This window comes from Bradyrhizobium sp., assembly GCF_052389815.1.
In the GTDB taxonomy this organism is placed as follows: domain Bacteria; phylum Pseudomonadota; class Alphaproteobacteria; order Rhizobiales; family Xanthobacteraceae; genus Bradyrhizobium.
The window spans coordinates 83,487-97,628 of the sequence record NZ_JBQTHN010000082.1 but is presented as its reverse complement, the minus strand read 5'-3'; the positions used below and the strand labels follow the sequence as shown (position 1 = coordinate 97,628).

General features: G+C 63.8%; 9 protein-coding genes. 4 read left to right on the top strand and 5 right to left on the bottom strand.

Translation table 11 applies throughout. The features are described 5' to 3' along the window. The first annotated feature begins 151 nt into the window (after nt 1-151). Entirely contained in the window at nt 152-1,819 is a 1,668-nt protein-coding gene (locus tag ACT4OC_RS14545; protein WP_444839688.1) for a hydantoinase B/oxoprolinase family protein, read from the top strand. A gap of 2 nt (nt 1,820-1,821) precedes the next feature. Continuing rightward, on the top strand, nt 1,822-3,864 hold the full coding sequence (locus tag ACT4OC_RS14540; RefSeq protein ID WP_444839687.1) for a hydantoinase/oxoprolinase family protein: 2,043 nt from the start codon (nt 1,822-1,824) through the stop codon (nt 3,862-3,864). 327 nt (nt 3,865-4,191) lie between these two features. On the opposite strand, the gene ACT4OC_RS14535 is transcribed toward ACT4OC_RS14540, so the two are convergent. Then, entirely contained in the window at nt 4,192-4,560 is a 369-nt protein-coding gene (locus tag ACT4OC_RS14535; RefSeq protein WP_444839686.1) for a hypothetical protein, read from the bottom strand. 480 nt (nt 4,561-5,040) lie between these two features. Between ACT4OC_RS14535 and ACT4OC_RS14530 the strand changes: the two genes are divergently transcribed. After that, entirely contained in the window at nt 5,041-5,265 is a 225-nt protein-coding gene (locus tag ACT4OC_RS14530) for a hypothetical protein (RefSeq protein ID WP_444839685.1), read from the top strand. A 1,106-nt stretch (nt 5,266-6,371) separates the two neighbouring features. Here ACT4OC_RS14530 and ACT4OC_RS14525 read toward each other — a convergent pair. Continuing rightward, nucleotides 6,372-7,586, bottom strand: coding sequence for a mandelate racemase/muconate lactonizing enzyme family protein (locus ACT4OC_RS14525; RefSeq protein WP_444839684.1), 1,215 nt, complete (start codon nt 7,584-7,586; stop codon nt 6,372-6,374). A gap of 173 nt (nt 7,587-7,759) precedes the next feature. On the opposite strand from ACT4OC_RS14525, the gene ACT4OC_RS14520 reads away from it, so the two are divergent. Beyond that, nucleotides 7,760-11,059 carry a carboxyl transferase domain-containing protein gene (locus ACT4OC_RS14520; protein WP_444839683.1) on the top strand — a complete coding sequence of 1,100 codons (3,300 nt, stop codon included), beginning with the start codon at nt 7,760-7,762 and terminating at the stop codon, nt 11,057-11,059. Nucleotides 11,060-11,263: 204 nt separating this feature from the next. Here the strand turns inward: ACT4OC_RS14520 and ACT4OC_RS14515 are convergent, their stop codons facing one another. The 3 genes from ACT4OC_RS14515 to ACT4OC_RS14505 all read right to left on the bottom strand — a co-directional run bounded on the left by ACT4OC_RS14515 (nt 11,264) and on the right by ACT4OC_RS14505 (nt 13,670). Then, complete coding sequence (locus tag ACT4OC_RS14515) at nt 11,264-12,883, bottom strand: flavin-containing monooxygenase (RefSeq protein ID WP_444839682.1); 1,620 nt, start codon at nt 12,881-12,883, stop codon at nt 11,264-11,266. A gap of 186 nt (nt 12,884-13,069) precedes the next feature. Beyond that, nucleotides 13,070-13,342, bottom strand: a complete 273-nt coding sequence (locus ACT4OC_RS14510; RefSeq protein ID WP_444839681.1) for a hypothetical protein — start codon at nt 13,340-13,342, stop codon at nt 13,070-13,072. Between the two features lie 76 nt (nt 13,343-13,418). Then, a complete protein-coding gene (locus ACT4OC_RS14505) occupies nt 13,419-13,670 on the bottom strand; it encodes a hypothetical protein (RefSeq protein ID WP_444839680.1) in 252 nt (83 codons plus the stop codon). Between the last annotated feature and the right edge of the window lie 472 nt (nt 13,671-14,142).

The following is a 14,142-nucleotide window of genomic DNA, read 5'->3' as shown; positions in this document are numbered from 1 at the left end:
GGTCAGGTGCCATGCGGAAATCCGGCGAAATATTGCCGGTAAGGGGCTGGCGATGCTCAGTGATTTGCGCAAGGCGGCAGATGCTGGCAGAACAGGGACGCGATAGCAGCGAAGATCCCGGACAAGCGCAACAATCGGAACGCGGCCCCGAATGCCTCAAAAGATCGATCCCATCACGCGATCCGTGGTCCAGCACCGGCTCGGCTCGATCGTGAAGGAAATGGGCGAGGCGATGCTTCGCACCTCCTATTCCCAAATCCTCAATTCCAGCCGCGATTTTTCCCTCGCCATCACCGACACGCGCTGCCGGCTGATCGCGCAGGCCGAGCACATTCCCGTCCATGTCGGCGCGCTGCCCTGGGCGACGCTGGCGGTGGAGGAGCGTTTTGAGGATATCGCGCCGGGCGACGTCATCCTGCTCAATGATCCCTATCACGGCGGCAGCCATCTTCCCGACCTCACCGCCTTCGTGCCGATCTTCGACGGCGGAAAACGCCTGCTCTGGACCGTCGTGCGCGCGCACCAGAGCGACATCGGCGGCGCCACCCACGGCGCGTATAATCCGGCGGCCACCGAAATCTATCAGGAGGGGATCCGCGTCCCGCCGATCAAGCTTTATGAGGCGGGCAAGCCGCGCGAGGACCTGCTCGACCTACTCGCGCTCAATATCCGCAACCCCCGCGAATTCCGCGGCGACCTTGCGGCCATGCTGGGCGCGGCGCATCTCGGCGAGCGGCGGCTGTCGCGGCTGTTTGCGGAATTCGGCGCGCCTGTCGTGGAGGCGGCCATCGAGGCCATTCTCGATGCCGCCGAGCAGCAGGCCCGCGCCGTGGTCTCGACCTGGAAGGACGGCGTGTTCCAAGGCGAAGCCTTTCTCGACGACGACGGCCATGGCCGCAGCGACATCCGCATCGCGGCGAAGGTGACCAAGAAGGGCAGCGACGTTGAGGTCGACTTGTCGGATTCCGACCCGCAGTCGACTGCCTTCGTCAACTCCTCGCACGCCAACATGCAGGCGGCGGTCGCGATGGCATTCGCCTATCTGATCGACCCAGACATCCCCAAGAACGACGGCGCGCTGCGGCCCCTCAAGGTGATTGCAAAGCAGGGCACCATCGTGTGGGCCGATCCGGGCCGGCCGGTGACGCTGTGCACCAGCCATCCCTCCAACGAGATCGTCGAAGCCATCGTCAAGGCGCTGTCGGCCTCATGCCCGGAGCGCGCCATGGCGGGCTGGAGCCGCCGCTTCCGCATCGCCATCCAGGGCGAGAATCCGCGCACCGGCCGCAATTTCATCTGGCACATGTTCCAGGCGCGTCCCGGCGGCGGCGCATCGTCCGGCGGCGACGGCTACTCGTCGATCGGCGAGTGGCACACGGTCGGCGGCCTGAAATTCGGCAGCATCGAGGTCGCCGAGGTGCGCTTTCCGTTTCTCTTCCGCCACCACGAATTCCGCCCGGGCTCCGGCGGCGACGGGCAGTTCCGCGGCGGGCTCGGCGTTTCGCTCGACATGGTGCTGGAGACCGAAAAGCCCGCGCTCGGCAACACTGCGGGCGAGGGCACGCGCCACGGGCCCTGCGGCATGCTGGGGGGCAAGGACGGCGCGCCGCATCGCTATCGCCTGTTGTCGGAGGGCCGCCCGCCGCGCGAGCTGCGCACCAAGGAAGTCGGCATCGAGCTTCATCCCGGCGATTGCCTGGAGATACGCTCCTCCGGCGGCGGCGGCTGGGGACCGCCGGAAAAGCGCACGGCGGAGGCGCGCCAGCACGATGCAGAGCAGGGCCTGACGGCCGATCTTTCGGCGGAGCTGAAGGCCTGAGCATGTACACGATCGGGGTAGACGTCGGCGGCACCTATACGGACCTCGTCGCGTCAGATGAGAGCGGGCGCACGGTATTTGCAAAATCGCCGTCGACGCCTTCGGACCAGTCGCTCGGCGTCATGGCCGGGCTGGAGGAGCTGGCGCGGCGGCTCGGGGTCACGCGTGCGGAAATGCTGGTGAAGACGGATCGCCTCGTGCACGGCACGACGGTGGCGACCAATGCGCTCCTGGAGCGCAAGGGCGCCAAGGTCGCGCTGCTGACGACCGAAGGCCATCGCGACGTTCTCGAAATGCGCGAAGGCCTGAAGCCGGATCGCTACGACCTCCGCTCGCCGCCGCCGGAGCCATTGGTGCCGCGCGAGCGCCGGCTCGGCGTGCGCGAGCGTCTGAAAGCCGACGGCAGCGCCGCGATCCCGCTCGATGCGCGCTCGCTCGACCAGGCGATCGATGCAGCGAAGAAGTCAGGTGCCAATTCGATCGCCGTGTGTTTCCTGCACGCCTATCTCAACCCCGCGCATGAGCTCGCTGCGGTCGAGCGATTGCGCACGGCGATGCCCGACGTCACGGTGTCGCGCTCCAGCGACGTGCTGCCGCAGATCAAGGAATATGAGCGCGTCTCCACCACTGTCGTGAACGCTTATGTCGAGCCGGTGGTGCGCCGCTATCTCACCAATCTGGAAAAGCGGCTGATCGAGGCCGGCTTCAAGGGCAGTCTCTTCATTGTGCTGTCGCATGGCGGCATGGCGCCGGTGGAGGAGGCCGCGCGCCTCGCCGCCGGCACGGTGTTGTCCGGCCCCGCGGGCGGCGTCTCCGGCGGCCGCCGCTGTGCCGATCTGGTCGGCATCGCCGATCTCGTGCCCTTCGACATGGGCGGCACCTCGACGGACATCTCGCTGATCGCGGAAGGACATGCCTCGCTGTCGGCCGACGGTATGCTGGCCGGGCAGCGCATTGCTTTGCGCAGCCTCGATATCGCCAGCATCGCCGCCGGCGGCGGCTCGATTGCCAGCGTCGACGGCAGCGGCACCCTGCGTGTCGGGCCGGAAAGCGCGGGATCGGTGCCGGGGCCGGCCTGCTATGGCAATGGCGGCACGGCCGCGACGGTGACCGACGCCAATGTCGTGCTCGGCTATCTCGACGCCTCCGCCTTCATGGGCGGCGCGCGCCCGCTTGATCGCGCAGCTGCGGAAGCGGCCGTCGACCGAGTCGCCGCCGCGCTGGGCTTGTCGCGGCTGGAAGCTGCGACCGGCATCTACCGCATGATCAATTTGAACATGGCCGACGGCATCCGCCTCATGACGCTGCGCCGCGGCGTCGATCCCCGCAAATTTGCGCTGCTCAGTTTCGGCGGCGCCGCAGGCCTGCACGCGGCCGAGGTCGCGCGCGAGCTCGAGATCAAGCGCATCATCGTGCCGACGGTCGCCTCGGTGCTGTCGGCCTGGGGCATGCTGACCTCCGATCTCCGCTATGAAGTCAGCCGCACCCATTACGGCGCGGGCGGCCGCGTCACCGCAGACGAAGTGCGCACGCTGTTCGGCGAGCTGGAGAAGCAGGCGGAGGGCCGGCTGCGGTCCTGGTTCAACGGGCCAATCCGCATCGAGCGTTCCGCCGAAATGCGCTATGGCGAGCAGATTTTCGAGATCGACGTCTCGCTCGACGGCCTCGACTGGAATTCGCCGACGCTGGTGGATGCGATCGAGGACCGCTTCCACCGCCGCCACGAAGAGCTCTACACCTATTCCTCACCAGGCCAGGAAGTCGTATTCGTCAACGCCCGCGTCGCCGCCGTCGGCGAAGTGTCGCAGCGGGGGGAGGGCGCGAAGGCCGTAGCGCAGGCGTCAGCCTGCAAGCCGATAGGGACGCGCAAGGCGTATTTCGGCGGCTGGCGCGAAATCCCGGTCTACGCTTTCGGCAAGCTGGAGCCCGGCCATTCGCTGGAGGGACCGGCGATCATCGAGGCGGAGACCACGACGGTGCTGGTCGACACCGGCGATCGCGTCAGCGTCAACGCGCTCGGATGGTTGGACATTGTATTACGTTAAGGCGGGATGGCCCCCCGGTTCACCTCTAGCTGCTCTTTCGCGGGGAGAGCTCGGATCGCGTCGATCCCTGCCCCAGCTACTACCCATCACCTCAACAGTGTCCCGATTCCTCGTCGTTCACAAAACAGAGTATGCACGTGAGTTTATCGAAGCAGAGATAGCCAGACTGCCGTTCGCGCTCGCCGCAATCGTTTTCCGAGTACCAGTGAGTCAAGAAGATATAACCGTCTTTGGCAGCGAAGCAGGTCTTACAAACCGGGCATCCAAATTTGGAGCTTGGCGGCTTCTTCGAGATTCTTAGATGGGGTATCGGATCCAGGCCATTCATCATAGGCCTCCTTGCGGTACGAAGAAGCAAAGCTCCTGTCCCGTGGATCTGTTGATGAACAGGACCGGCGTACGATCGGGCGTATCGCTTTCCTTTATGATGTCGGGTGGGATGATCCTCCACTCGCCATCCTTCAGGTATTGCCACTGGTCAGAGCGATCTTCACCAACCCTGAAGCGCGTCTTGAATACGTCGCCGTTGTCGCAGCAGGACTTGTAGGGAACACCGAGTCGACGCTGTGCAGCCGGGTTCATTTCCTGCTTGTTGAACCATTCGTGATGCGGCATCGACGCATCGTGCGCATCAGCGCGAACGGAAAGCAGAAGAAGAGTACCGAACGTCGTCAGGACATAACCGAACGCTTTCATGGCAGCCTCCGTTATGGACTGTCACTAATTCCAGCATCCGCGAATCACACTAACTTTCCGGCAATCAATCAGGCCACATTCCGAAGAAAATGGAATCCCATTTCGTGAGCAGCCTTCTGCTTTGAGCAAGACTGTTGTTTTCTGGTCATTTCTTATGCCTAACGGGATACATTGTCCGGCCACTTGCCAACCAGCTTAAGTGAAACTTCGTCCAGTCGGTGAATGGGACGCTTGGGATCAAGCACGAATCCCACACTGCTTGTGCTGGCAATCGCCTGAAAAGTGGTCGGCGCTGTGTCGAGACGAAAACGACTCTCAAGCGACCCGCAGGGGTCTCATCGACTGGTGTGCACGCGATGGTGCGGTCGCGATACCGAAACGCAACAGGCGGCCATAATCAGCTGTTAAAGCAGAGATGTAATGGGGAACCAACGGGACTCAGGTTAGATTCCGTGCGGTTGGAACTTGGGAGGGGCTCCAATGCCATACTTCAATTTTGATCTTGTCATCGGCGCGGAGTTCAGAAGCCAGGGCGCCATGATCCTGGAAAACACAGAAAACGCGATCGAAAAAGCTGATAGCCTCGCGAACGAGCTGTGCATGGTTTGTCCCGAGCTGTGTTCCAAGGGATGTGCCGTGCGCGTTACCGACGGAGACTGCAACGAACTCTACCGTGCTCCGGTCGAGCTCGTCGGCCGCGGATGAAGTCGTCCCGTCGCGGACGATGAGCGCGGTAAGCGCACAACACCGAATTGGTCTGAAGGTGTAGATTACGGCAAGGGCATTAGTTGAGTTGGTGGCGATCTCTTGCCCAGGGGGCAGCCCGTTCGGTCCTTGAGGGACTGACTCTGAGCTGGAGATTCGTCGGAATGGTTCGGATCAGATGCCGATGATTCAGTCGCCCTCATAAACTTGGCTACGTTAGCTTTCGATGACCATTCCACGTAACTAACGACGGCTAACGCAAGTGCGAGCAAGATGAGGAGTTCGACCGCCACGGTGGTGCCTATTCCCCGCCAATGGATTTGGCTGTTGGATGATAATGGCATCGCTCGTCTCCGAAAAGCCGGGTTTGCGACGGCCTTAGATCAACTCGCGATTTTCAAGTGTGAATTGCCTCACGTCTCACGCTCACTTGATGCCGAGACAGAACGCCGGACGTCTTTTTGTTTGGGCGGTTCCGTCGCGAAATGAGCATCACCGGGGGCGGAGAAAGCTTAAGGGTGCGGATGGCGGGTGCGAGTCTCTATCCGCGGATGCTGACCTCTCGTCCGGCACGCTGCGTGCGCCAGCTTCTCCTGCATCCGCCTCCGCCCAAGGCTTCGATGGACAAGAGGGGAGAATATAAGTGTCGCCGCGAGAGAGGGGCATGCGAAGCGAGGCAAGGCTTCCAACAGCGGACCTACTTGGTTCGCAACAGAGGCTTATTTCGCCAGCGTCCGTGATGCCGAGCATTCGCCCGAGTTCAAGCGCGCGCGGCAAGACCCAAAATGGAGAGTCGGAATCGAAAGGCGCCGGTTCGCCCGTTAAGTTGTAAAGCGTCTTGGCGCAAATTTCTTCAAAGGCATATTGAGCTACAGCTAGCTGATCATTGCGCCTTCCTGCCGCTAGCGTTTTTTTTCTAATCTCGGAGAACAGGGCATGGGCCTGCTTGCGGCGGGACTTTTCATTTGCCAGCGCCATTAGCTTTCGAAGTGTTTCTTTGTCCTCGCACCGCTCCTCAAAGAACGTGAGCGGTGCAAGCATCGCGGCAATTATGTCCCCATTCATGGAGAGACCTTATCGCACTCGGCAGCAGCGAATCAACGCCGCTATTTCTTCTGCCCGTAATTCAACAGCCCGCCCTTGCTCTTCGCCGGATGCGCGCGCAGGCCTTCCTCGTTGGGCTCGGTGCCCCAGCCGGGGCGATCCGGGATGATCAGATGCCCGTCGACATATTCCGGCACATGCGTGAACAGCTCGTGGTCCCAGGCCAGCCGATCGATATCCGTCTCCATGATGCGCAAGTTCGGCACCGCCGCGCAGAAATGCGCGTTCATCATGCTGCAGAGATGGCCGTAGAAATTATGCGGGGCGACGTTCACCTCGTAATGCTCGGCGGCAGCCGCGATCTTCATCGACTGCCACACCCCGTTCCAGGGCGTGTCGATGATCGCGACGTCCATGGCCTGCTCGCGGAAATAGGGCAGGAACTCACGCAGGCCCAGCAGCGTCTCGCAGGATGAGATGGGGTGCCGGCTCTGGCGGCGGATATAGCCGAGCGCTTCGGGATTGAAGGTGTCGATCTCGACCCAGAACATGTCCATCTCCTCGATGGCGCGCAGGATCTTCAGGTAGCCTTCGGTCTTGGCGTTGAAGTTGAGGTCGAGCAGCAGGTCGACGTCGGGGCCGGCGCCGTCGCGGATCGCTTCCAGGTGCATGCAGAGATTGCGCAGCACGTTGCGGTCGACATTGATCTCCGGCTCGAACGGCGAGCCGAAACCGGGCCGCCAGCCCGAAGGCCTCCCGCCCTCATAGACGAAGATATTGGTCTTGAGCGCGGTAAATCCTTTCTCGCGCACCTCGTAACCGATGGCCTTGACGCCGTCGAGGCTGGTGATCGGCGGCTTGTACCAGTCGGGATGATTGATGCGCCAGGTCGCGCAATGCGACCAGTACACGCGGACGCGGTCGCGGATCTTGCCGCCGAGCAGCTCGTAGCAGGGCACGCCCAGCGCCTTGGCCTTGACGTCGAGCAGCGCGTTCTCGATGGCGCCCAGCGCCAGCGCCACCACGCCGCCGGCGGCCGGACGCGTTGCAGCGAACAGCTCGGCATAGATGCGCTCGTGCTGGAAGGCGTTTTTGCCGACGACGCGCGCCGAAAGCCGCTCGATCGCGGCCGTGACCCCCGGCGCGCCGAACCCCTCGTCGAACTCGCTCCAGCCGACGATGCCGTCCTCGGTGACGATCTTGACGAAGTGATAATTCCGCCAGCCGGCATCGCAGGAAAGGGTTTCGACGCTTTTGACGATGGCTTGATTGCTCATGTTTCCTGCCCGGTGCCTGTTTTGCCCCATAACAGCAAGGGACGAGCCGCCGGGTCAACCGAGATACTGCGCATGGGGGCTTGCCATTCCGGTGCCCTCGCTGGCATTCAATACCCCCGGTAATTCCCTCACGCATCGTGCTCGGGGACGCCGAGTCCGGGACGGAACGACCAATGCCTTTCAAGAAGCTCCTTATCGCCAATCGCGGCGAGATCGCCATCCGCATCGCGCGCGCCGCTGATGAGGCGGGCCTTGCGTCGGTCGCGATCTTTCCCGCCGACGATGCGGCTTCGCTGCACGTGCGCACGGCCGACGAGGGCATCGAAATTCCCGGACGGGGCGCCCGCGCCTATCTCGATATCGAGGCGATGATATCGGTGGCCAAAGCGGCCGGCTGCGACGCGCTGCATCCCGGCTACGGCTTTCTCAGCGAAAACGTCGTGCTCGCCCACCGCTGTGCCGAGGAAGGCATCACCTTCATCGGGCCGTCGCCGGCGGCTCTGGAGCTGTTCGGCGACAAGGCCAAGGCCAAGGCGCTCGCCAAGAGCTGCGGTGTGCCGGTCATCGACGGCACGGAAGGCCCGACCGCGCTGGAGGAGGCTCGCGCTTTCCTCGCCGCGCGTGGCGCGGTCATGATCAAGGCGATTGCGGGCGGCGGCGGACGCGGCATGCGTATTGTCGACGATCCCGCCAGGCTGGACGAGGCCTACGCGCGCTGCCAGTCCGAGGCGATGGCCGCCTTCGGCAGCGGCGAGGTCTATGTCGAGCGGCTGATCCGCAAGGCCCGCCACATCGAGGTGCAGATCGTCGGCGACCGCCATGGCGCCATCAGCCATCTCTGGGAACGCGAATGCACCATCCAGCGCCGCAACCAGAAGCGGATCGAGGGTGCGCCGAGCCCCTCGCTGAGCGAGGCGCTGCGCGCGCGCATCATCGAGGCGGCCAAGCAACTGGCCGCCGCGGCGCAATACGACAATCTCGGCACCTTCGAGTTCCTGGTCGACGACGAGGCCAGCGGCAGCGACGATCGCTTCGCCTTCATCGAAGCCAATCCGCGGCTGCAGGTCGAGCACACCGTGACGGAGGAGGTGCTCGGCATCGACCTGGTGCGGGCGCAGCTCGCGGTCGCCGGCGGCGCCACGCTCGGCTCGCTTGGCCTCGCGCAGCCCTATGTGCCGAAGCCGCGCGGCTATGCCATGCAGCTGCGCGTCAACATGGAGACCATGGACGAGACCGGCGCCACCCAGCCGACCGGCGGTGTGCTCTCGATGTTCGACCTGCCGTCGGGTCCCGGCGTGCGCGTCGATACCTTCGGCTATTCCGGCTACAGGACCAGCGCCGCCTTCGATTCCCTGCTCGCCAAGGTGATCGTGCACGCCACCGGAGCGGAATGGCGCGACGTGGTGCAGAAGGCGTCCCGTACCTTGCGCGAATTCCGCATCGGCGGCGTCGCCACCAACATCCCGTTCCTTGCGGCGATCCTGTCGCATCCCGATTTCGCCGCCAACCGGATCAGCACCGGCTTCATCGACACCCATATCGCCGGCCTCGTCGGCGCCGCCGAGAATGTCGAGACGCTGCTGGTGGAGGAAGCGCACACCGCATCGACGCCGGTCGAAGCCGCTGCGTCCGCCGCCGCGCCAGCCGGCTCGGTGCCGGTGGCGGCGCCATTGCAGGGGACCGTCGTCAGCGTTGACGTCGCGGAGGGCGACCTGGTCCGCCCGGGCCAGCAGATCGCGGTGCTGGAATCCATGAAGATGGAGCATCTCGTCAACGCGCCGCATGGCGGCAAGGTGACGCGGGTCGCGAGCGGGGCGGGCACCACCTTGATGCAGGGCGAGGCGATCCTGTTCCTCGAGCCGGTCGAGCTCGACGAGCACGACGTTGCCGAGGAAGCCGAGGTCGATCTCGACCACGTCCGATCCGATCTTGCCGAACTGAACGCACGGCACGCGTTCACGCGCGACGAGAACCGTCCCGGCGCGGTGGAGCGGCGGCGCAAGACCAACCAGCGCACCGCGCGCGAGAACATCGCGCAGCTGGTCGATCCCGGCTCCTTTATCGAGTACGGCTCGCTCGCCATCGCCGCGCAGCGGCGGCGCCGCAAGCTGGAGGACCTGATCCAGAACACGCCGGCCGACGGCCTGATCTCGGGCGTTGCCACCGTGAACGCGGACAAGTTCGGACCCGAAGCCGCCCGTTGCATGGTGATTGCCTATGACTACACCGTGCTCGCGGGCACGCAGGGTCACATGAACCACAAGAAGATCGACCGCATGCTGACGCTGACGGAGCAATGGCGGTTGCCGCTGGTGTTCTATGGCGAAGGCGGCGGCGGGCGGCCGGGCGACACCGATCGGCTCGGGATGACCGGGCTCGACGGGCCGTCCTTTGTGCAGTTCGCAAGGCTCTCCGGTCTCGTGCCGGTCGTCGGCGTCGTCTCGGGCTACTGCTTTGCCGGCAATGCCGCGATGCTCGGCTGCTGCGACGTCATCATTGCGACCAAGAACGCCTCGATCGGCATGGGCGGCCCCGCCATGATCGAGGGCGGCGGCCTCGGCGTCTATCATCCGGCCGAAGTCGGCCCGGTGTCGTTCCAGTCGCCGAACGGCGTGGTCGACATTCTCGTCGAGGATGAGGAGGAGGCGACCGCGGTCGCGCAAAAGTATCTGTCCTACTTCCAGGGCGCGGTGAAGGACTGGAAAGCCGCGGACCAGCGCCTGCTGCGGCGGTCGATCCCGGAGAACCGCCTGCGCGTCTACGACATCCGCACCGTCATCGATCTGATTGCCGACGAGGGATCGGTGCTGGAGATCAGGCGCGACTTCGGCGTCGGCATGATCACCGCCTTCATCCGCATCGAGGGCAGGCCGTTCGGGCTGATCGCCAACAACCCGAAGCATCTCGGCGGCGCCATCGACGCGCCGGCCGGCGACAAGGCGGCGCGCTTCATGCAGCTGTGCGATGCCTTCGACATCCCGATCGTGTCCCTGTGCGACACGCCGGGATTCATGGTCGGGCCCGAAGCCGAGAAGACCGCGATCGTGCGCCATGTGGCGCGGATGTTCGTCACCGGCGCGAGCCTCACCGTGCCGTTGTTCGCCGTCGTCCTGCGCAAGGGCTACGGCCTCGGCGCGCAGTCGATGATCGGCGGCGGCTTCCATGCCTCGTTCTTCACCGTGGCCTGGCCGACCGGCGAGTTCGGCGGCATGGGTCTGGAAGGCTATGTCCGGCTCGGCTTCCGCAAGGAGATGGAGGCGATCGAAGATCCGATCGAGCGCGAGAATTATTACAAGGCCAAGGTCGCCGAGCTCTATGCCAACGGCAAGGCGGTCTCGATCGCCTCGGTGCTGGAGATCGACGAGGTGATCGACCCTGCCGACACCCGGCACTGGATCATGTCGGGCCTGCGCTCGGTGCCGAAGGCCGAGCCGCGGACAAGCCGAAAGCGGCCCTGTATTGATGCCTGGTAGCTGTCTTCCGTCATTGCGAGGAGCGCAGCGACGAAGCAATCCAACTTTCTTCGTGCGGCAAAGCTGGATTGCTTCGCTTCGCTCGCAATGACGATTAGAGGTGGCTCTACCCAACCCGGGGTCGCGGATGAAGTAGAATTTGAGTTATCATGATACCTCAAACTCTACTTTGCATGGGGTTGTTTTCGTACTTTTGTGTCCGGTCTACGCGAGCAAGAGTTCTTCATACTTGTTCGCCGCCACCTCATCGCATCGCGCGCGATAGGCCGGGGCGCTGCCGCTGTAGCGCGCGACGATGCGGGTGTTCTTGCCCTCGATATTCCGGTTGATGCCGGTCATCCAGGAGTCCACTTCATTCGAGAGCAGGCCGACGCCGAGCGCCTTGACGTGTTCGGTCCATTCCTTGACGCCTTCCGGCGTCGCTTCCAGCCGCGTCAGTTGCCTGTCGCGCGCAAAACGCATCAGGCCGGTGACCCAGTCGACGCTGTATTCGATGCTGCGCGGGATGTTGCCGAGCGCGGTGTGCGGCCCCATGACCATCACCATGTTGGGAAAGCCAAGGACCATCAGGCCGAGATAGGTCTCCGGCCCGCTCTTCCAGACGTCCGTGAGCTTGACGCCGCCGGCGCCGCGGAAATCGATCCTGTCGAAGCTGCCGGTGATGGCGTCGAAGCCGGTCGCGTAGACGATGATGTCGAATTCGAACTCTCGCTCGCTGGTCTTGATGCCATCAGGGGTGATGCGTTCGATCGGCGTCTCCGTGACGTCGACGAGCTCGACATTGTCGCGATTATAGACCTCGTAATAGAAAGTCTCGAGCGGCAGGCGGCGCGTCCCGAAGCCGTGATTCCTGGGGATCAGCTTCTCGGCTACTTTCTGATCCTTGACGCGCTCGCGGATCTTGCGCGCGACGAATTCGCTGATGGTGGCGTTGGCCTTGCGGTCGATCAGTATGTCGCGGAAATTGCCCTGCCAGATGCCGAAGCCACGTTCGCCATAGAGCTTTTCGTAGAACGCCTCGCGCTCGGCGTCGGAGACCTCGAATGCGCCACGCGGATCGGGCGTGTGGATGAAGCAGGCAAAAGTCTCCTGACAGCGGGCGAAGATGTCGGGATAGCCGGCCTTGATCCTTGCTTGCGTCTCAGCGTCGATCTTGCCGTTGTGCAGGGGCGCGCACCAGTTCGGCGTGCGCTGGAATACGGTGAGATGTCCGACCTGGCTCGCAATGGTCTGGATGGTCTGCACCCCTGTGGCGCCGGTGCCGATCACGGCGACGCGCTTGCCGGCGAAGTCGACCGGCTCCTTCGGCCAGCGCGCGGTGTGGAAGGCCTTGCCCTGGAATGTGTCGCGGCCTTCGATGCGCGGCAGCGTCGGCGTCGAGAGCGGACCGATCGCGGTGATCAGGAAACGGCAGGTATGCTCGCTGCCGTCCACCAGCGCGATCCGCCAGCTCCGCGTGTTCTCGTCATAGACCGCCGCGGTCACCCGGGCCCTGAACTGGATGTCGCGTCGGAGATCGAATTTGTCGGCGACGTACCTGCAGTAGCGCAGCGTCTCCGGTTGACCGGCAAAATGCTCGGACCATTCCCATTCCTCCAGCAGCTCTTTCGAGAAGGAAAAACCGTAGGAATAGCTTTCGGAATCGAAGCGCGCGCCGGGATAGCGGTTCCAGTACCAGGTGCCTCCGACATCGGTGCCGGTCTCGAACACGCGGACACGCAGGCCGAGCTCGCGCAGCCGGTGGAGCTGGTACATGCCGGACAGTCCGGCGCCGATGACGATGGCGTCGTAGTCAAGGGCTGAATTTGGCGGCGAAGCGGTCACTCCGGCGTTTCCCCTGTCGTTTGCGGGAGGCTAGCCGGTCTGCCGTCCGGGAACAAATGCGGGGGGTGCATGGCGGCGCGTCCGAATGCTATGGGAGCGCACTTTCGTCGCGCCCGCCAGCGCCGACATCGGCGAGCTGTCGGGACCGAAAGCGCGGTTCGACGTCGCGACCACCAGCGCGCACAATTAGCTACTGGGAAAATCCCTGCGCATCGCGATCTCGGCGGCATCGCCCGGCGACAGCACGCCGCCCTCGAAGGCCGGCTGGGGCCTGGTGACGATGTCGTAGAGCGAAATCTGCCGGATCGGCTTTGCCAGCAGCTCGCGGATGCAATCCGCCAGGGTGCCGGTATGCACGAGATAGGGCGTCTTGCTGGTCACGCGCTGGTTGTTCAGCGACGGCCATTTCTTCAGGTCGGCCGGGGCATCGTAGGCGATTGGGAGGTGTTCCCGGAACATGCGGTCCGCTCGCGGCAAATCACCGCAAGGATAGTCCTCAGCGGTAAATGGAATCCAAACGGTCGCTGCGATGGCCTCACTGGCTCTTGCAGGAGGCAAGGGCCTTCATGGCCGTCTCTGCCTCCTCGCGGGTCGGATAGATCGTGTCGTTGGCGACGGTAATGGTCAGCGTGTCGGTCCTCGGCGTCTCGTCGACGACCGTGCAGCGCTTGGTTCGCGTATCGAGCACGATGTAGAAGGCCGGCGTTCCCCTTGCGCTCTGGCAGAGGGCGGGCAGGGCCGAGGCGGTCATCGCTGCCAGGACCAGGCCGGGCAATATCCATTTCATCAAACCCTCCTTTCGGCCTTGAGGAGAGTAAGCCTGCCGATGGTTTCGGTTCCGGCTCGCCGATCAAATCGGTGCTTTGCTTGTTCCCAGCCTTGCTTGTTCCAAAATGAATGGGCCCCGGTGCAGCTATGGCATCGCGGGGCCCTGGGGTTCTTCGTCTCAGCGAAGAGATGTCTGGCACACGTCAGTTCAAGCTCAAGATCGACACGGCACGTGGCCTTTGTGTCTTCGATCCTGCTTTAGTGTTCAAATTGTCGGCGGCACAACGCGGGGTTAGCAGCTGTTCTCACCTCACCTTGCGCCGTGACCCTGCAAAGCAAGGTCGCGTGTTTGAGCCGGTGGCGTCATGCTCCTCTCCAAGAGTGGGCCGACGGACCTTCGTCCGCATTCCTGCCTGCCGTCCGGTGCCTGCCGGGCGGCAATTCCTGCGGGGCGGGAAGCCGGTGCTTCGCAACCCCGACAGGTGCAGCAC

Coding starts and splice junctions, on each gene's coding strand:
- ACT4OC_RS14505 (WP_444839680.1), bottom strand. CDS start 13,670: ATGAAATGGATATTGCCCGGCCTGGTCCTGGCAGCGATGACCGCCTCG.
- ACT4OC_RS14520 (WP_444839683.1), top strand. CDS start 7,760: ATGCCTTTCAAGAAGCTCCTTATCGCCAATCGCGGCGAGATCGCCATC.
- ACT4OC_RS14540 (WP_444839687.1), top strand. CDS start 1,822: ATGTACACGATCGGGGTAGACGTCGGCGGCACCTATACGGACCTCGTC.
- ACT4OC_RS14545 (WP_444839688.1), top strand. CDS start 152: ATGCCTCAAAAGATCGATCCCATCACGCGATCCGTGGTCCAGCACCGG.
- ACT4OC_RS14510 (WP_444839681.1), bottom strand. CDS start 13,342: ATGTTCCGGGAACACCTCCCAATCGCCTACGATGCCCCGGCCGACCTG.
- ACT4OC_RS14535 (WP_444839686.1), bottom strand. CDS start 4,560: ATGAAAGCGTTCGGTTATGTCCTGACGACGTTCGGTACTCTTCTTCTG.
- ACT4OC_RS14525 (WP_444839684.1), bottom strand. CDS start 7,586: ATGAGCAATCAAGCCATCGTCAAAAGCGTCGAAACCCTTTCCTGCGAT.
- ACT4OC_RS14530 (WP_444839685.1), top strand. CDS start 5,041: ATGCCATACTTCAATTTTGATCTTGTCATCGGCGCGGAGTTCAGAAGC.